General features: G+C 33.8%; 14 protein-coding genes. 2 read left to right on the top strand and 12 right to left on the bottom strand.

All coding sequences use genetic code 11. The features are described from left to right. Positions 1 to 7 precede the first annotated feature (7 nt). The 12 genes from AB3G39_RS11870 to AB3G39_RS11815 all read right to left on the bottom strand — a co-directional run bounded on the left by AB3G39_RS11870 (position 8) and on the right by AB3G39_RS11815 (position 13,555). On the bottom strand, positions 8 to 1,447 hold the full coding sequence (locus AB3G39_RS11870; protein ID WP_367769203.1) for an LptF/LptG family permease: 1,440 nt from the start codon (positions 1,445 to 1,447) through the stop codon (positions 8 to 10). An 8-nt stretch (positions 1,448 to 1,455) separates the two neighbouring features. Continuing rightward, positions 1,456 to 2,097, bottom strand: a complete 642-nt coding sequence (locus AB3G39_RS11865; RefSeq protein WP_367752519.1) for an outer membrane lipoprotein carrier protein LolA — start codon at positions 2,095 to 2,097, stop codon at positions 1,456 to 1,458. A 4-nt stretch (positions 2,098 to 2,101) separates the two neighbouring features. Further along, the gene (locus tag AB3G39_RS11860; protein WP_369753588.1) at positions 2,102 to 4,537 is read right to left on the bottom strand and encodes a DNA translocase FtsK; all 2,436 of its coding nucleotides are present in this window, start codon (positions 4,535 to 4,537) and stop codon (positions 2,102 to 2,104) included. Positions 4,538 to 4,554: 17 nt separating this feature from the next. Further along, entirely contained in the window at positions 4,555 to 4,929 is a 375-nt protein-coding gene (locus tag AB3G39_RS11855; protein ID WP_369765257.1) for a diacylglycerol kinase family protein, read from the bottom strand. 10 nt (positions 4,930 to 4,939) lie between these two features. Further along, positions 4,940 to 5,437 (bottom strand): thiol peroxidase, encoded by a 498-nt coding sequence (gene tpx, locus AB3G39_RS11850; RefSeq protein WP_367769211.1) that lies wholly within the window; start codon positions 5,435 to 5,437, stop codon positions 4,940 to 4,942. Positions 5,438 to 5,623: 186 nt separating this feature from the next. After that, on the bottom strand, positions 5,624 to 5,881 hold the full coding sequence (locus AB3G39_RS11845) for a hypothetical protein (RefSeq protein ID WP_367752527.1): 258 nt from the start codon (positions 5,879 to 5,881) through the stop codon (positions 5,624 to 5,626). A gap of 127 nt (positions 5,882 to 6,008) precedes the next feature. Beyond that, on the bottom strand, positions 6,009 to 6,317 hold the full coding sequence (locus AB3G39_RS11840) for a thioredoxin family protein (RefSeq protein WP_369765256.1): 309 nt from the start codon (positions 6,315 to 6,317) through the stop codon (positions 6,009 to 6,011). Between the two features lie 158 nt (positions 6,318 to 6,475). Further along, positions 6,476 to 7,114, bottom strand: coding sequence for a peroxiredoxin (locus AB3G39_RS11835; protein ID WP_367752531.1), 639 nt, complete (start codon positions 7,112 to 7,114; stop codon positions 6,476 to 6,478). A gap of 193 nt (positions 7,115 to 7,307) precedes the next feature. Further along, a complete protein-coding gene (gene nhaC, locus AB3G39_RS11830; protein WP_369765255.1) occupies positions 7,308 to 8,765 on the bottom strand; it encodes a Na+/H+ antiporter NhaC in 1,458 nt (485 codons plus the stop codon). A gap of 211 nt (positions 8,766 to 8,976) precedes the next feature. Then, complete coding sequence (locus AB3G39_RS11825; protein ID WP_369765254.1) at positions 8,977 to 10,575, bottom strand: glycoside hydrolase family 3 protein; 1,599 nt, start codon at positions 10,573 to 10,575, stop codon at positions 8,977 to 8,979. 153 nt (positions 10,576 to 10,728) lie between these two features. After that, complete coding sequence (locus tag AB3G39_RS11820; protein ID WP_367769223.1) at positions 10,729 to 11,994, bottom strand: MFS transporter; 1,266 nt, start codon at positions 11,992 to 11,994, stop codon at positions 10,729 to 10,731. Then, positions 11,981 to 13,555: a glycoside hydrolase family 10 protein gene (locus tag AB3G39_RS11815; RefSeq protein WP_369765253.1), complete on the bottom strand. Its 1,575-nt coding sequence runs from the start codon at positions 13,553 to 13,555 to the stop codon at positions 11,981 to 11,983. The genes AB3G39_RS11820 and AB3G39_RS11815 overlap by 14 nt, the downstream gene beginning before the upstream one ends. 376 nt (positions 13,556 to 13,931) lie before the next feature. Between AB3G39_RS11815 and AB3G39_RS11810 the strand changes: the two genes are divergently transcribed. Beyond that, positions 13,932 to 16,847 carry an FAD-binding and (Fe-S)-binding domain-containing protein gene (locus tag AB3G39_RS11810; protein WP_369769389.1) on the top strand — a complete coding sequence of 972 codons (2,916 nt, stop codon included), beginning with the start codon at positions 13,932 to 13,934 and terminating at the stop codon, positions 16,845 to 16,847. A gap of 272 nt (positions 16,848 to 17,119) precedes the next feature. Continuing rightward, positions 17,120 to 19,078: an amino acid permease gene (locus AB3G39_RS11805; protein ID WP_369765251.1), complete on the top strand. Its 1,959-nt coding sequence runs from the start codon at positions 17,120 to 17,122 to the stop codon at positions 19,076 to 19,078. Positions 19,079 to 19,119: the final 41 nt, after the last annotated feature.

Below are 19,119 nucleotides of genomic sequence, written 5' to 3'. Positions count from 1 at the left end.
TTGGTTTTTATTTTTTAGAGGGAAATAATTTTTTAAATATTTTTTGAATGGGGGATAATATCACATCCATGTTTATTAATCCAATATCATTTGTGGCCCTATAGGTTAATAATATGGCTAATGGGGTAAGAATAAAGGACGACATCCAGGCTCCCATAAAAGGAGACATTCCGTTTTCTTGGGCTATTCTTTTTCCAAAAGTATTTATAAAGTGAAAGGATATGAATATTAATACAGCAAAGATGATTGGAAGTCCAAGTCCCCCTTTTCTGATGATGGCACCTAGTGGAGCACCTATAAAAAACATCATCAAACAGGCGTATGCAATTACAAACTTATCATAGAATGCCAGCACGTGATTGTTGATGTTTTTTTGTTTGTTTTCCAAATTTACTTTGGTAGCATCAATTGAATAATTGGTGCTAACGACATTGCTGCTTGCAATTTTTAAAATTTCTGATTTTTGTTCATTGGTATACAAGGACAAAATGTTATCAGGTATTTTTTTGCTTTTTGGCTCCGCTTTATCATTATAAATGTTATTACTTGATATTCCAGTTCTTAGATTTATATTTTCAGAATAAGAAATAATCTCCGTTTTATAATTTTTTTTCAAAGAATCCAAAGTATAGTTTAACTCACTTAAAGTCAACATCGTATTTGTGTTGGCGATATTGTTTTCGTCAACGTTAACCTTGTTCAATTGTGATAAATCAATATTGATGGTGTATTTTTTAAAAGAGCTTTTCGCAAATGGTAATTTGTTTCGATCTTCATATTTTTTAGGAATCAGATCTTCATAATAATTTCCGTTGTTGAGTACCAGTTGTAGAATACTGGATTTTTCGCTACTAATCAGTTCACCATCTCTTGCCTTGATTACGGTTTTGCTACCATCACCAATATTTGATTTTTTATGAATAGTAATTCCCGTTAAAGTATTTCCGTCTTTCCCTGATTTTTTATTTACCTTAATGTTGTAAAAACCAACATCGCTAAACTGGCCTTCAGTAATTGCCATTGCAGGTTTTACTTGTGCAATGTTTTTTCTAAAGTTTATAAATTTATATTCGGCATACGGAATCACATTATTAGCAAAAAAGAAGGCAACCACACTGAGTAACAAAATAAAAATAGTCAAGCCTCTCATGGCTCTTTGTAGTGAAATCCCCGAAGATTTCATTGCAGCAAACTCGTAGTTTTCGGCTAGGTTTCCAAAACTCATTATGGAAGCCAATAAAATAGATAGGGGTAATACCAACGGTATGATTCGAGGCATCGAGAATAAAAGAAATTTTATAACTAATGCAAAATCCAAATCCTTACCAGCTAGTTCCGCTATGAATAGCCAAACTGTTTGCAGTATGAATATAAAAAACAAGATTACAAATACCGTAGCAAATGTAATCAAGAATGTTTTTAATAAGTATTTGTCAAGAATTTTCACCTAATAATTTAATCTAATTTATTGATGTAGTAATTTGGATATTTACTTTCGGCAAAGATAAATTGATTTTTTGACAAAGGTTGGTTGGTTTTAAAAGAATTAACGGTTAAAGTAGTTTTTGTTCCTTTTTTACCCATTTCAATCAAATTATAGATGTGTTTTGTTTGCACATCAATTCCCAATAGGATTTCTTTTCTTTGATCTCTTGAATTGGTAGGAATCAATTTGATATATTGAATTTTTCGTCCTCTTACATCTTGCAATGCATCCATTGAATACCTGTAGCCACTATTGAAAAAAGTAAGCATTTTTGAAGGAGTAATGGCACTATCGTCTTTTTCATTTACATTTGAAATAGTAATTTCTTCATCTTCAGGAACAATAGTATACGTTTTTCTTCCATCAAAAATCTTGGTAATTCCCATGAAATTCAACACATATTGGTTGTTTTTCATCGTTACATTTCCTTTACTGTCTTGATTGATATTTTCTTTTGCGTTATTTAAAGAATATTTAAAATCAATTACAATATTATCATAACTTTTTACTTTTGCAGTCACTTGATCTAAAAGGTCTTTTGCCTTTTTGTCTTGTGCTTGTATCGAAAAGCTAAAAAGAAATATAAATGCAATTTGAATAAATGTTTTCATAATTTTAATTGTTTTGTTCATTGTTAAAAAATTGATCAAGAGAACTCATGTCTAGAATGTTAACACTACGTGCTTTACTTCCTTCAAAGGGTCCTACAATTCCAGCTGCCTCAAGTTGATCAATTAATCGGCCGGCTCTGTTGTAACCCAATTTTAGTTTTCTTTGTAACAATGATGCTGAGCCTTGTTGTGCATTCACAATGATTTCGGCCGCTTCTCTAAACAAAGTATCTCTATCGGATATATCCATATCAAGATTAATGCCACTTTCCTCTCCCACAAACTCAGGAAGTAAATAAGCGGTAGCATATGCCTTTTGTGAACCTATAAAATCAGTTATTTTTTCTACTTCGGGTGTATCAATAAAAGCACACTGTACACGGACCACATCATTCCCATTGGTGTAAAGCATGTCTCCACGTCCAATCAATTGATCTGCTCCTTGTGTGTCCAAAATTGTTCTTGAATCTATCTTCGATGTTACTCGAAAAGCGATTCTAGCAGGAAAGTTGGCTTTTATCAAACCTGTAATTACATTTACTGACGGTCTTTGAGTGGCAATAATTAAATGGATTCCAATAGCACGTGCCAATTGAGCCAAACGAGCAATAGGTACTTCAACCTCTTTTCCTGCTGTCATAATCAAATCGGCAAATTCATCCACCACCAAAACGATGTAAGGTAAAAAACGGTGTCCATTTTCAGGATTTAATTTTCTAGCTTTGAATTTATCATTGTATTCTTTGATGTTACGGACCATAGCATCTTTTAATAAAGAATAGCGATTGTCCATTTCCACACAAAGAGAATTCAAAGTGTTTACTACTTTAGCATTATCTGTAATAATTGCATCATCAGTATCAGGAAGTTTAGCGAGGTAATGTCTTTCAATTTTATTAAATAAAGTTAGCTCTACTTTTTTAGGGTCAACCAAAACAAATTTAACTTCTGCTGGATGTTTTTTGTATAATAATGAAGTAAGAACTGCATTTAAACCAACAGATTTTCCTTGTCCAGTAGCACCTGCCATCAATAAATGGGGCATTTTGGCTAGATCGACAACAAATGTTTCGTTAGAAATTGTTTTTCCTAAAGCAATTGGCAACTCCATTTCGGCTTCTTGAAATTTAGCGGAACCAATAACACTTTTCATAGAAACCATAGTTGGATTCTTATTTGGAACTTCGATACCTATTGTTCCTTTTCCAGGAATAGGAGCAATGATACGAATCCCTAATGCCGATAGTGATAAAGCAATATCGTCTTCTAGGTTTTTAATTTTCGAAATTCTAATTCCAGCCTCTGGAACTATTTCATATAAAGTTACCGATGGTCCAACAGTTGCTTTAATTTGTGCAATCTCAATTTTGTAATTGCGTAATGTATCAACAATTCGATTTTTATTTTCTTCTAATTCTTCCTGATTGATTGTAATTCCTCCAGTTGAATATTCTTTTAATAAATCGATTGTTGGGTATTTGTAATTGGATAAATCCAAAGTAGGATCAAATAGTCCAAAGTCAGAAACCAATCTTGAAGCTAGATTTTCTTCGATAAGATCTTCCTCTGGTGCTGTTTCAACAACAAAGGTATCTAAAGGTATTTCTTCAATAGGTTTGGATTGAACTGGATTTGGTTTCAAAACAGGGTCCAAATTGATTTCGGAAGAATGTGAAATGGTTGGTTTCAATGCTTCTTTATTAATTTCGAATTGGGACGCTTTTGGTTTTAATTCGATATTTTCTAATCCATTTTCTTCAGCAACGGCAAACTCTTCTAGGTTGTAAGCACTTTCACCTTTAGTTGTTGGAGCTGTGTTTAAATCCGTTTTTATTTCTTTTTTGGTATTTTCAAAAAAGGACATGATTTTTTCAGGCGATAATTTAATTTTAAAAATCACATAAATAATCAGCCCAAAAAGTAAAGTAAGTAGGGTTCCTGTTTTTCCAATATAATCTTGTAAAAATAAATTCAATTCGTACCCTACTGTTCCTCCCAGTTCAGGTAATGATGTGGCAAAAAAACCAAATAATATAGAAACAATGATAAGGGCAAATAAATCCCAAAACCAAATTCCTTTCAATTTTCTAGCTGAGATACCTACAATTAAATAAATACCTGTTAAGAAAAACAAACGGACAAATAGGAAGGAAGCCAAACCAAAACCTCTGTAAACAATAAAATCAGCTAAATAAGCACCAAATTTTCCTAACCAATTTTGGACAACTTCAGAGCGATCTGTCAGTTGAGAAACTGCACTTTGATCTTCTTGTCCATGGAGGTAAAAGGAAATAAAAGCAACTAGTAAAGCTATAGAAAATAATATAAGTAAACTCCCCAAAACAATTTTGTGTTGTTTCGTTAATTCCCATGATTTTCCAACTTTAGTTTTTGGATTACTCTTCTTGTCTACAGGTTCTTTTTTTGTTGTTTTTGCCATTCTGGGTTGTCTTATGCCTATAGAAATCGAGGCATGTATATGATTAAACCGATTATTATTGCTGTAATAGCTGCAAAAAATACAGCACCAGCAGCAATGTCTTTTATGAAACCAATTCTTTCATGATAATTAGGATGAATAAAATCTGCTATTTTTTCTACAGCAGTATTTAATCCTTCAATGCTCATTACTAAACCGATGGCCATAGTTTGAAAAAGCCATTCTGTTGATGAAATACCAAAGTAAAAACCAGCAACAGTCAACAAGATTCCAATGGAAAATTGAACCATTATACTGTGTTCCGTACTAATTAATTTTACTGCTCCTTTGAAAGCATAAGTAACGCTTTTTAATCTTCCCGTAAAGAAAGTATTGTCTTTTTGAAACTCCATTAATTTCTTATTATAGTACTGCTAATGCAGCTTCGTAATTTGGTTCATCAGCAATTTCGCCAACTTGTTCTGTATGAAGGATAGTTCCATCAGCATCCGTTACTATAAGTGCTCTAGAGTGTAAACCAGCCAATGGACCGTCAACAATTTCTAAACCATTTGCTTTACCAAAATCTCCTGCTTGAAAGTCAGATAAGTTAACAACATTTTCAATTCCTTCAGCTCCACAAAAACGTTTTTGAGCAAATGGTAAATCTCTTGAAATACATAAAACAGCTGTGTTGTCTAATTTTGCTGCACTTTCGTTAAATTTTCTAACAGATGTTGCACAAGTTCCTGTATCTATACTAGGGAAAATATTAAAGACTAATTTTTTTCCAGCAAAACTACCTAATGAAGCTACTGAAAGGTCGTTTTGTATTAATTTGAAATCAGCTAATTTAGTTCCTACTTTTGGTAATTCACCTGATGTATGTATTGGATTTCCTCCTAATGTAATTGAAGCCATTTTTTTTGTTTTTTGTTAAGGTTCAAAAGTATGAAAATTATTTAAGAATTAGGTTTTAAGCGCTAAGATTTTAGAACAATTGCAAACTGTTGTACCCGAATGTCTTTTAGGGACAATATCTTTTAAACGAAAAAAACGCACTTATTTCTAAGTGCGTTTTTTTGATTATTTTGTAAAGAATTGATTTTATTTATCTATAGAACCTAGTACTCTTTTCATAAAAGTGTTTAGTGCTTCTTTTTTATCAGTCCCATTTTTAATCATTTTGTGTACTTCAATAGCGCCGTACATATTCGAAATTAGTTCTCCTATAACATCTAATTCTTCGTCTTTCAATGAAGGAATCTCTGTCATTGCTTCTAGAACATCAATCGTTTCTATGATATAATCTTGATCGTTATCTTCTATAAATTGGGTTAGATGCTTTATTACAGGTAATTTCATTTTTTTCTTTTAGTTTAAGGTTTAAAGTTTTAAAAGTTTAAAGTTTTAGCTTGTTTGGAAATTGTTATTGCGCTTAATAGTAAACAGGTTGACAAAATCTGGAAGCGATAAAATTTAAACAAAAAAATTAAACAATTTCATTCACTAATTCAATTAGTGCTTCTTGTTTATTTGTTTGCGTTTCATTTACCAGTTTACCGTCAACAAAAGTTGCAAAAGTTGGTAAGTTACTCACGTTAGCTAGTTTTCTTGATTCTGGTGAATTTTCGGCATCTACTAGTACAAAAGTGATTGCTTCATTTTCAGTCGCTAATTTTTTAAATTTTGGTTTCATGATTCGGCAATTACCACACCATGAAGCCGAAAATTGAACAACAACTTTATTGTTTTGGTTTACTAAATCAGCTAAAGTATCTTCGGTTAAATCGATTAACATATGTTTTTTTTTAGGTTCAAAGTTGCAGAGATGCAAAGTTGCAAAGGTTTTTATTGAGTCTGAAAGTTGAATAGTTACAAAGTCTCAAAGTTTTAGAAACTTTGTAACTCAGCTACTCAAGAGCTTTGCAACTTTGAGACTTTGTAACTCCTAAGAAATTAGTTTAAGCTTAAGTATTCAGCAGTACTTTTTCTGTCAGCACTCATTGCTTCTTTACCAGCTTCCCAGTTTGCAGGGCAAACTTCACCTTTTTCTTGAATATGAGTATATGCATCAACCATACGTAAGTATTCGTTTACGTTACGACCTAATGGCATATCGTTAACACTTTCGTGGAAAATTTTCCCAGTTTCGTCAATTAAGTACGTCGCTCTAAAAGTAACATTAGATCCTTCGATCATAACTGAATCAGTTTCTTCACTATATTCAGTTGAATCAATATCAAGGATACCTAAGATGTTAGATAAGTTTCTGTTCGTATCTGCAAGAATTGGGTAAGTAACACCTTCAATTCCACCGTTGTTTTTTGGAGTATTTAACCAAGCAAAGTGTACTTCGTTTGTATCACATGAAGCACCAATTACAATTGTATTTCTTTTTTCAAATTCAGGCAAAGCCGCTTGAAAAGCGTGTAATTCTGTTGGGCAAACAAAAGTAAAGTCTTTTGGGTACCAAAATAATAATACTTTTTTGTTGTTTTTTGTAGCTTCTTCGAAAATGTTGATTTTCATGTTGTCTCCCATTTCTGAGATAGCATCAACTGCAATACTTGGGAATTTTTTTCCTACTAATGACATAATTCTATTTTTATTATTAATTTTTTGATGGTGCAAAAGTAGGGAATAACAGAGGTTATGAGTAATCAATTTCAATTATAAATTTTTATATAGTAATAGTTTTTGATTATTAATATAAACCAAAAAACCATAACTAATAGTTAGTCATGGTTTTAGTGTTTTTTATATTAAAATACTTAAAGTGTTTTTTTTACTAATTTTTCTTATCAGTTGCTAATTGTCTAATTTTAATATTGAAAGCGGCAAAAATTAAGGTCATAAAAGGGCTTAGAATATTAAAGAAAGCATACGGTAAATAATCAAACGTTGAAACACCTAATGTTCCAGATTGATAGGCACCGCAAGTATTCCACGGGATTAATACGGATGTAACAGTACCAGAATCTTCTAGTGTTCTACTTAAATTTTCGGGTGCTAAACCTTTATTTTTATACGCTTTCGCAAACATTTTTCCAGGAACTACAATAGCTAAATATTGATCGGAAGCAGTGATGTTCAGTGCCAAACAACTTCCTACAGTGGAGGCAAAAAGTCCAAATGTTGTATGTGCTAATTTCAATAAGGTCTGACTAATTCTGGCCAAAGCGCCAATTGCATCCATGATTCCGCCAAAAACCATAGCACAAAGAATCAACCAGATGGTTCCTAACATTTTTTGCATGCCACCTGAGGTGAACAGATCAGCCAAAGTTTTATTCTCCGTAGGGATAATTATTTTGCCAGTAATGGCATCCATCACAGCTTTGTATGCTGATTTAAATGTCATAGCTTCCACACCCGCAATTTGATTTAAAATGTGTGGTTGAAATATAATTGCAAAGACTGCGGCCAATAATGTTCCTGCCAAAAGCGCAATTAACGGCTCCGTTTTTTTAATGATTAGTCCAATAACAATAGCAGGAACTAAAAATAACCATGCCGATACGGTAAAAGTACCTTCAATATCATTTAATAGGCTAGCAATATTTACATCTCCTTTAATATCAACAGTTAGTCCTAAAATAATGAATAGAATTAAGGTGATAATGTAAGTTGGAATAGTAGTTAATGTCATGTATCGAATGTGAGTAAACAAATCGGTTCCAGCCATTGCAGGGGCAAGGTTAGTTGTATCTGACATGGGGGAAAGCTTGTCTCCAAAATAAGCTCCTGAAATTACTGCACCAGCGACCATTCCTAAATCAAAACCTAATGCACCACCCACACCTATTAAAGCAATACCCACAGTGGCACTGGTGGTCCAAGAACTTCCTGTGGCAATAGATATAATGGAACAAATAATTAAAGTAGCAGGTAAAAAGATAGCAGGACTTAATATTTGTAAACCATAATAAATCATAGAGGGGATAATACCACTCACGAGCCATGTTCCTGCCAATGCACCAACCATAAGTAATATGAGGATAGCACCTACCGTAGATTTAATATTCTCGGCAACTTCCTCCATCATTTTTTGGTAGGTCACTTTATTGAAAAAACCAACAATAGCAGCAACTGCAGCACCTAATAATAAAACAAATTGATTGCTTCCGCTTAAGGCTTCGTCACCATAAACCGATACATTATAACCCAAAAGTAAGATAAGAGCAAGAACTGGAATTAAGGCTTCTGTTATTGATAATTCTTTGTTTCTAATGATTTTTGTATCCATTCTATAGTGTTTGAGTTTGCAATATAGATAAAAAAAGAGGCATTAACCTAACTTCACTTTTTGTGGATAACATGGTTTTGAGGATATCAATGTTGTTTTTTAGTAATCAAAAAATAACATTGATTTTGTTTTAATATGGATGGTTTTAATTGAATTTTATTCTAATAATTCGTTGTAAAAAAGCAGATTTTATTTGATTCTAAAAATCAAACTAAATTCCTTCAATATGCACTGGCAGAGTTCCTTTACAGTCTAGATTCTCTATTAATTGTATTGCTGCGCTTTCTTGAAATTCCTTAAAATCTTGGTAGACTTGCACAAGTCCAATCGCTGAAGATATATTTTGAATTACTTGCATTGAATACGGGTTTCCAAAGACATATAATATGCATTTTTTGGACATGAATATTTTTTCTAAAAATTCCAAAACGGCCTTATCAATATCAAAATTATTCATCGGTTTTGCTTTTGGAACAAATAATGCAATAAGTAAAGTATCGTAATCACTTAGTTTTTTTTCTAATGCTAATAGTGCTTCTTCTGTGCCTATTTCTATCGCAAATTCTGATGAAGGAATAGAAGTATTTAAAGTCTTAAAAAAGACATTGTCGATAGGTTTATAAAGACTGATTTTAGCTAATTTTCCTTTTTTGGATGCATCCAAAACAATTTCGGTATTGTTGCTGTCTTTGATTTTTGTAATGCTATATTGTGCTATTTTTCGATTTAAAATTGTCGTAGTTTCAAAATCTAAAGTGGTATTAATTTCAGAATTTGAATTTAATATTCCCACTTTTTCTTTGCATTGCATCAGTCGTTTATAACTGGCTTCAATGCGTTCTGGACTAGCATTTTTTAGGATTTCTTGAATTCCTTCGGGAACATTTTCGGCAAAACACAATACATCATTTCCAGCATTAAAGGCTTCCCATTCCAGTTGACCTTTAGTATTATACAATTTTGATACACTGTGCATGTTCAACGCATCCGAAATCACCAAACCGTCATATCCTAAACGCTTTCGCAAAAGGTCTTCGATTATGTTTTTCGATAACGTGGCCGAAGTATCTTTTCCATCATTCAAAGCAGGCACCGCCAAATGACCAATCATGATTGAGTCTACTTGGTTTTCAATTCCTTTAATGAAAGGATATAGTTCATTTTCCAATAATTCATCTAAACTTTCCTTTAAAACGGGTAATCCCAAGTGCGAATCTACATTAGTATTTCCATGACCGGGGAAATGTTTAAGGCAACCTAGTACACCTACATCATTCATTCCACGCAGGTATTCAAGAGCAAAATGAGCTACTTTTTTTTTGTTTTCACCAAAAGAACGGTAACCAATTACGGGATTATTTGGGTTGTTATTGATGTCCGCTAAAGGTGCTAGATTATAATGAATTCCTACTGATTTTAAATCCAATCCAATTTGTTTTCCTACTTCATAAACCAAGTGTGATTCACTTTCCGGTAAAGCTCCTAAAGTTATAGCATAAGGATATTGTGGAGTTTTCTCTACACGCATGGCCAATCCCCATTCGGCATCAATACTCATCAAAAGTGGCGTAGGAGCACATTTTTGGTAACGAACAATTAAGTCTTTTAAACGTTGGTAACTATCGTCATTAAAAACAATTTTTTTCTTCGTTTCATAGTTGGTTGCTGCACTGGCTCTACTATGAAAAAAAGTCAATCCGCCAATGTTGTACTTTGTAATGAGTTGTTCCATTGCCTGAATGTTTTCTTCGGTGTCATTGATGAAAACGGCAGGAAAAAAAAATTGTCCTATTTTTTGTTCTAAAGTCATTTATGAAAATATTTGCTGTTATTTCTTGCCACAGATTCACAGATTTTTTAAAACTAATTAATATTAAAATCAGTGAATTAGTGGCTATTTTTTAAAATCGGCATTTTACCGCGTCTTTACGAAGTAAATCCGTTTCATCCGCGTTCCATAAACTTATGCTGATTTCTTTCCGTATTCTTTTGGGAATATCAAGAAACGAGATAAAATTAATCCTGGAATTGTAGCTAAGAAAACCCAAATAAAGAAGTTTCCATATCCTAAATATTCTTGTATGTATCCACTAATCATTCCAGGTAACATCATTCCTAACGCCATGAACCCAGTTGCAATAGAGTAGTGGGAGGTTTTTGATTCGCCATCGGCAACATAGATTAAGTACATCATAAAAGCCGCAAATCCAAAACCGTAACCAAACTGTTCTGCAATAACGGTGGCATAAATATAATACACTGATGCAGGATGAAAATGAGCAAGGAGTATAAAACCAATGATTGGTAAGTGCATGGCTAGAAACATAGGTAACATCCATTTACCAAGACCGTCTCTCGAAATTACAATTCCGCCAATAATTCCGCCAATCGTTAATGATAGCACACCAAAAGTCCCGTAAATAATCCCTACATTTTGGGTAGTTAAACCGAGTCCGCCTGCATTGATATCATCAATTAAAAAAGGAGTTAGCATTTTTAATAATTGAGATTCGCCTAATCTAAATAATAAGATAAAAGCTAATACAATACCGATTTGTTTCTTTTGAAAAAAGCTAGAAAATACGCTAGAAAAACTTGCTTTTTTAGCTTCTACTGAATTTTTTACAATCGCTTTTTCAGTTCTTGGTGTAGCAAAATAATTGTAGATAGTAATTAAAGTCATTAGTAATCCAACGATAATCATCGTATAGGACCACGCTTTTTGTTTGTCTCCATATTCTTGTTCTAGATAGCCACCAATAATTACAATTAAGCCATTTCCAGTAAGCATAGAAAGGCGATAAAAAGTACTGCGTATTCCTAGAAAAAAAGATTGTTGGTCTTTCTCCAGAGCCAATAAATAAAAACCATCACTAGCCACATCATTGGATGCTGATGCAAAAGCAGCGACCCAAAAAACAGCCAAACTAATTAAGAAAAAATGATTCATGGGAATGGATAATCCTACGATTAAAAAGGCAATTGAGATGAGCAATTGCATAGCCAAAAACCATTTTCTTTTGGTAGAATACAAATCGATAAAGGGGCTCCATAATGGTTTTATAACCCAAGGAAGATATAAAAGACTGGTGTAAATTCCAATATCTTCATTACTGATTCCCAGATTCTTGTACATGATTACCGAAACCGAAATAATAATAGCGTATGGTAGTCCCGAGGCAAAGTTTAAAATAGGTATCCAATACCAAGGTCTATTATTTACTTCCATTATTCATTGCGCTTTGGTTTGATTTTTTATCCGTTTTGGTGCTTACTTGTGTAGCCTTACTTTCATTACCAAAAAAATCAATAAAGGATACAGCATAAGTAGTATTTTTATCCTCAGTAGTCTTTGGAATAACTATAGAAATAGTATCTTTTTTTTCTTTGAAAGCAATTTTATCAATAATTTGACTAGGGTCATTAAGATCTAATTTGGCACCATTTTTAGCTTCATAAACCATAACGTAACGAATCTTGCTATTCAATGGATAATTGAGTGTATAGGTAGAACAACTACTATTACTAGTTGCATTACATACAGTGGGGATGTCAATTACTATTTTTTTAGAATTAGGGACTACATACGGAAGCGCTGGATATTTGTATTGATTTTCCAATAATAAATCGGTAACAGCTTTATTTCTGTTCACAAATGATTTCGCACTAAAAAAAGCGTTTCCATTGATGTTTTTATACGATCTAGTTACATCAATCTGGTTTGGAATTTCTGTTGGATTAAACCATCTTCGGTCTGAATCGGTATTGATTTTATAACTACCATTTCCGATGTAGACTGCGGTATTTTTTGAGTTCTCAGACCACCATTTTAATAGTTTGGTATACGAAGCGGTTTTATGATCCATACTCCAATATAATTGAGGCAAGATATAATCAACCCAGCTGTTTTCCATCCAAGCCATTGGATCAGCAAATAAATCATCATAGTTGGTTTGTCCCGATTGTGTGTCAGATCCTTTTGGATCTACTGATTTATTACGCCAAACTCCAAATGGACTGATACCAAATTGTACCCATGGTTTTCTCGTTTTTATAGCATAAGACGTATATTTTACAAAATTGTTGACATTCAATCGTCGCCAATCTTCTAAGCTTAATCCATTTCCGTATTTTTTATATGAGGCTGTGTCATTGAAATTTTCTCCTGCTATTTTGTAGGGATAAAAATAATCATCAAAATGAATGGCATCAATATCATAGTTTTTTACTACTTCATCGACAATTGCTACTAAATGGGTTTGTACTTCGGGTAGCGCCGGATTGTAATAGTATTTTCCGCCGTATTTAATCATCCATTCTGGATGTTTATAATAATCATGGGTTGGACTTAAAATAGCCGTGTTCAAGTCCATTGTTGCACGGTATGGGTTTAGCCATGCATGAAATTCGAAACCTCTATTGTGTGCTTCGGTAACCATCCATTCCAAAGGATCAAAATTATTAGCAGGTGCTTTTCCTTCTTTTCCAGTTAAGTATTTTGACCATGGAGCTAAATTTGTAGGATAGAAAGCGTCACCAACACTTCGTATTTGGACAATTACTGCATTATAGTTTAGTTTTTTATAAGTGTCTAATATTTCAATAAAATCAGCTTTTTGCTTTTCAATTGGATCTGTGCTCGTTTTAGGCCAGTCGATATTTGCTACGGTAGCAATCCAAACTGCTCTAAACTCATTTTTTGGGTTTACAGTCGTTTCCTGTGCATTTCCAACTGAAAACGCTAGGAGAAAGCTAGATAGGAGAAGTAAGAAAGATTTTTTAAGGTTCATTGGGAGGACTTTTTTATAAGTATCAAAAATAGTTTTTTTGGCGAATTATAGCTGCTAAATTACTATAAAATTATATGTAAAATAGTGCTGCAATTTCTTTGCCAAAGAATTATGATATCATTTTATTTGTGTAAGATGCCCTAGCCCCAACAGAAGTGAAACCCCTTTGCAGGTCGAAAATCACTTTTTTCTGGGGTGGGCAGAGCGACCAAAGGAAGCTCCTGAACACGCCTAGAAAAAGGATTTGAGACCCAAAAGGGTGTAGCGGATGGTGGGAATTGCTCCTGAAAATAAAAAACGAAAGGAGTGTTAGAATTTGTGATTAGGTAAAGGACTATTATTTATATTTGTACATTATCTAAAATACTGCCATTTCATGTCAATTTTCCAACAGTTCGAATCATTATCCCAATCGCTGGACGGTACACTTTTATACGACACACTTCATAAAATTTTATACGCAACAGATGCATCGGCCTACCGAATCATGCCTGAAGCTGTGGCTTTGCCCAAAACAACTGAGGATATTGTGAAATTGATGCATTTTGCTAGAAAACATAAAATTTCCTTAACACCTAGAACAGCTGGAACTTCACTAGCTGGGCAAACGGTTGGTAGCGGAATAGTAGTGGATGTTTCAAAGCATTTTACGGACATTGTTTCCTTTGATGCAGCCAAAAAAACAATCACGGTTCAGCCTGGTGTCATTCGGGATGAGCTGAATTTATATTTAAAACCGCACGGATTATTTTTTGGCCCTAATACGTCCACTTCCAGTAGATGTATGATTGGTGGAATGGTGGGAAATAACTCATCAGGGACCACATCGATTCGATACGGAGTGACACGCGATAAAATTGTCGAGATTAAAGCTGTTTTGAGTGATGGATCTCAAGTGGTTTTTGGCGAATTGAGTTCGGAGGCTTTTATCGAAAAAACCAAAGGGGATTCTTTGGAAAATGCTATTTACCGAAAGTTATACGAAGAATTATCAGTAGCAGCGACCCAAGAAGAAATTAAAAAGGAATTCCCTAAACCAGAAATTCACCGTAGAAATACCGGTTATGCGGTAGATATATTATTGAAATCAGATTTATTTGGAGGAAATGAACCTACAATTAATGTGGGTAAATTACTTTGTGGTAGCGAAGGAACACTAGCTTTTACAACTGAGGTTACGTTGAAAGTGGATGATTTGCCACCAACGAATAATGTGATGGTGGTAGCTCATTTTCATACCATTCAGGAAAGTTTAGAAGCTGTTGTGACCGCGATGAAACATCATTTATATACTTGTGAAATGATGGATGATACGATATTAAATTGTACCAAAACCAACAGAGAACAAGCTAAGAACCGATTTTTTATTCAAGGAGACCCAAAGGCGGTGATTATGATGGAAGTGGGGTCTTATGTAAGTATGGAAGATGCCGAGGCACAAGCTAATGCTTTAATAGCTGATTTGGAGTTGTATCAATTTGGATATGCTTTGCCTAAAATTTATGGTAGTGATATTGATAAAATAAACGAATTGCGTAAGGCTGGTTTGGGACTTTTAGGCAGTATTGTAGGCGATAATAAAGCAGCCGATTCTATTGAAGATACTGCAGTAGAATTGAGTGATTTGCCTAATTACATTGCTGATTTTTCGGCGATGATGGCACGCCATGGTCAAGAAGCGATTTATTATGCTCATGCTGGAGCAGGAGAAATTCACTTGCGTCCCGTTTTGAATTTAAAAACAAAGGAAGGCGTTTATCAATTTAGAAACATTGCTACCGAAGTAGCCGTTTTAGTCAAAAAATACAGAGGTTCCTTGAGTGGAGAACATGGTGATGGAATAGTGCGAGGAGAATTTCTTCCATTTATGATTGGGGAGAAAAACTATGATTTACTAAAGCACATTAAATTGGCATTCGACCCGTATTCGGTTTTAAATATAGGAAAAATTGTTAATGCCTTGAAAATGGATGAAAACCTTCGTTTTGAACCCGGAAGAGACGAACCTGAAATTAAAACGATTCAGGATTTCTCCGATAGTATGGGGATTTTAAGACTGGCAGAAAAGTGCAATGGATCTGGTGATTGTAGAAAACCAGCATCTGCAGGAGGAACATTATGTCCGAGTTATCGCGCTACCAAAAATGAAAAAGACACCACGCGTGCTAGAGCCAATGCTTTGCGAGAATATTTAACGCAATCAGAAAAAGACAATAAATTCAATCATAAAGAACTGTACGAAGTATTTGAATTGTGTGTAAGCTGTAAAGCCTGTGCCAGCGAATGCCCGTCTAATGTAGATGTAGCTTCGCTAAAAGCAGAGTTTTTATACCAATATCAAAAAGCAAATGGTTTTACGCTTCGAAATAAAATTTTTGCCAATAATGCCAAACTCAATAAGTTGGGAAGTGTATTTCCAGCGTTGACTAATTTTATGGTCAATCAGCCCTTAGTGAAAAAAGGGATGGGAGTAGCTCCAAAAAGAGAAGTGCCTTTACTAGCACCAAAATCATTTAGAAAATGGTTAGAAAGTAATAAGTCAAACAAAAAAACGGATTCGTTTGTAAACGGGCAAGTGTATTTGTTTTGCGATGAGTTTACCAATTATTATGATGTTCAAGTAGGAATTGATGCTTTTGAGTTATTAACAGAATTGGGTTACGAAGTACTAGTTGTTGATCATGAAGAAAGTGCTAGAGCGTATATCTCTAAAGGTTTTCTAGAAGAGGCAAAATCCATTGCCAATAAAAATGTTTCAATTTTCGCACCGATTGTAACAGCTGAAATCCCATTGATAGGAATTGAACCTTCAGCAATATTAACTTTTAGAGATGAATATCTCAGACTTGCAGATGATAAAGTTGCTTCCGAAAAATTGTCTAAAAACTGTTTGACTGTTGAAGAATTTTTCAAAAGAGAAATCGATGCTGCTAAGATTCATGCAGACCAGTTTTCGAATGATGGCAAACAAATTAAAATTCACGGACATTGCCACCAAAAATCATTGAGTACTATTGAAGCTACATTTGCAATGTTGAACTTGCCTAAAAACAATAAAGTGACTATTTATAACTCAGGTTGCTGTGGTATGGCGGGTTCTTTTGGTTATGAAAAAGAGCATTATGATATTAGTATGCAAATGGGGGAAGATACTTTATTTCCTAAAATTAGAGCTACTGAATCGAAAGTTGCTATTGCCGCTGCAGGAACAAGTTGTCGTCATCAAATTTATGATGGAACAAACAGAAAAGCACAGCATCCTGTTACTATATTGAGAAGTTGTTTGAAATAATTTGGATAGAAGCAGGGCCTTTTAAAAAGATAAAAAATAAGATGTTTCTTTTATTAAATTTTTATTGTCTTTTAAATAATAGTTATTGACTTTTTAATTCTGTTAAAAATGAATTTTTGACTTATTTTAACTATATAATAAAAAATATACTCTAAAATAACCGATAATTAAAATTGTTTTATACATTTGGATTTTGAATAAAACTTGCATTATTGTTAGAATAATGGCAAACAATTTACAAGATATTAATTTTTAATAAGAAATTACAACCTATGGCACTATCCAGTTTATTTAGAAAAAAAACAGTGCAAGATATCTTGGCACAGGTAGAAAAAAATAATGCTGACGGGCACAATGCATTAGGAAAACATCTTAAAGCACGAGATTTGGCTGCTTTTGGTATCGCTGCTATAATTGGTGCGGGGATTTTTAGTACCATTGGTAAAGCTAGTTTTGATGGTGGTCCAGCAGTAATATTTTTATTTTTATTTACTGCAATAGCGTGTAGTTTTGCTGCTTTTGCCTATGCTGAATTTGCATCTATGGTTCCAGTTTCTGGTAGTGCCTATACGTATTCGTATGTTGCATTTGGAGAATTAATAGCTTGGATTATTGGTTGGGCATTAATCATGGAATATGCCATTGGAAATATAACGGTCGCCATTTCGTGGAGTGATTACTTTACGAGTTTGATGGAGAACATCATAAATAATCTCAATCATCATTACCATCTTAATTTACAGGTTCTAGCCGATTGGGCTCAAATGGATTATTTAACGGCTTCTAACGGTTTCAAAGATGCGACTGCTTTAATGCAGGGAGGAAAGTCTTTTGAGAATTTAAATACGGGACTACAATCTGCTTATATGGCTTGGACCACTTCGCCAACAATAGGTTCTTTCCATTTTGTTGCTGATTTACCTGCTCTATTTATTATTGTTTTGATTACAGCCTTAGTGTACCGGGGGATGAAAGAATCTCGTAATGCCAGTAATATGATGGTATTAGTGAAACTGTGTATTATTCTATTGGTAATTGCAGTAGGTGTTTTCTATATCGATATTGATAATTGGACTCCTTTTGCTCCAAATGGAGTAAGTGGTGTATTGAAAGGAGTTTCGGCCGTGTTCTTTGCTTATATTGGGTTTGATGCCATATCTACTACAGCTGAAGAATGTGAAAATCCACAGCGTGATTTACCCAAAGGAATGATGTGGGCTATTATTATTTGTACTGTTTTGTACATTATAATTGCTTTGGTCTTAACAGGAATGGTGAGCTATGCGGATTTGAATGTGGGGGATCCTTTACTGTTTGTTTTCAAAAAATTAGATTTAAAAATCATGTCGGCTATTATTGGAGTAAGTGCCGTAATTGCGATGGCGAGTGTATTGTTAGTTTTCCAAATGGGACAACCACGTATCTGGATGAGTATGAGTCGTGATGGGCTGTTGCCAAAACGATTTTCAAGGGTACACCCAAAATACAAAACTCCTTCGTATGCTACTGTAGTAACTGGGTTTGTAGTGGCTATTCCTGCTTTGTTTTTGAACTTAACTATGGTAACTGACTTATGTAGTATAGGTACTTTATTTGCCTTCGTATTGGTTTGTGCTGGAGTTTTAGTTTTGCAAAATAAGAAAGATATTCCTAGAGGGAAATTTAAAACGCCGTATGTGAATTCTAAGTATGTAATCCCATTTATGCTGGCTGCAGGAATATTCTATGCATTGCAATTTAACCATAAAGGAACAATGGATTTTATTACTAATGAAACCCAAATTAATAAAGCGGAAGATATTATTACTTCATTGAATAAAGAAGAATCTCAAAAAGTGTATGCCTATCTCGTAAGTATAGACACAGACAAGAATAGTGTAGGTAAACCAGATTTAGAAAATTTATTGAGTAAATACCAAGACGATGATGCAAAATACGCTACCGTTGTTGCTGGTTTACCAATTGATACTAACTTAAAATACGAAAGTGGTTTTAGCTTGTTCAAACATAAAATTCCAATGTGGATTTTCCTATTCGCCTTAATTGGATTGACAATTTGGTCTTTCAAAGATAATTTATCATTGATTCCGTTATTAGGATTAGTAAGTTGTTTGTATATGATGGCCGAATTAAGCGTTTGGAACTGGATCTACTTTACTATTTGGTTGCTAATCGGTTTGGTGATTTACTTTGGCTTCAGCCGAAAAAATAGTAAACTCAGTCATTTGTAGTTTTCTAAAACTAATATCTTTTATAGAAACCGTTTTGATTG

It is taken from the genome of Flavobacterium sp. WC2416 (assembly GCF_041200095.1).
Taxonomy (GTDB): domain Bacteria; phylum Bacteroidota; class Bacteroidia; order Flavobacteriales; family Flavobacteriaceae; genus Flavobacterium.
The sequence above is the reverse complement of the archived record's forward strand: the minus strand, read 5'-3'. Positions and strand labels throughout refer to the sequence as shown.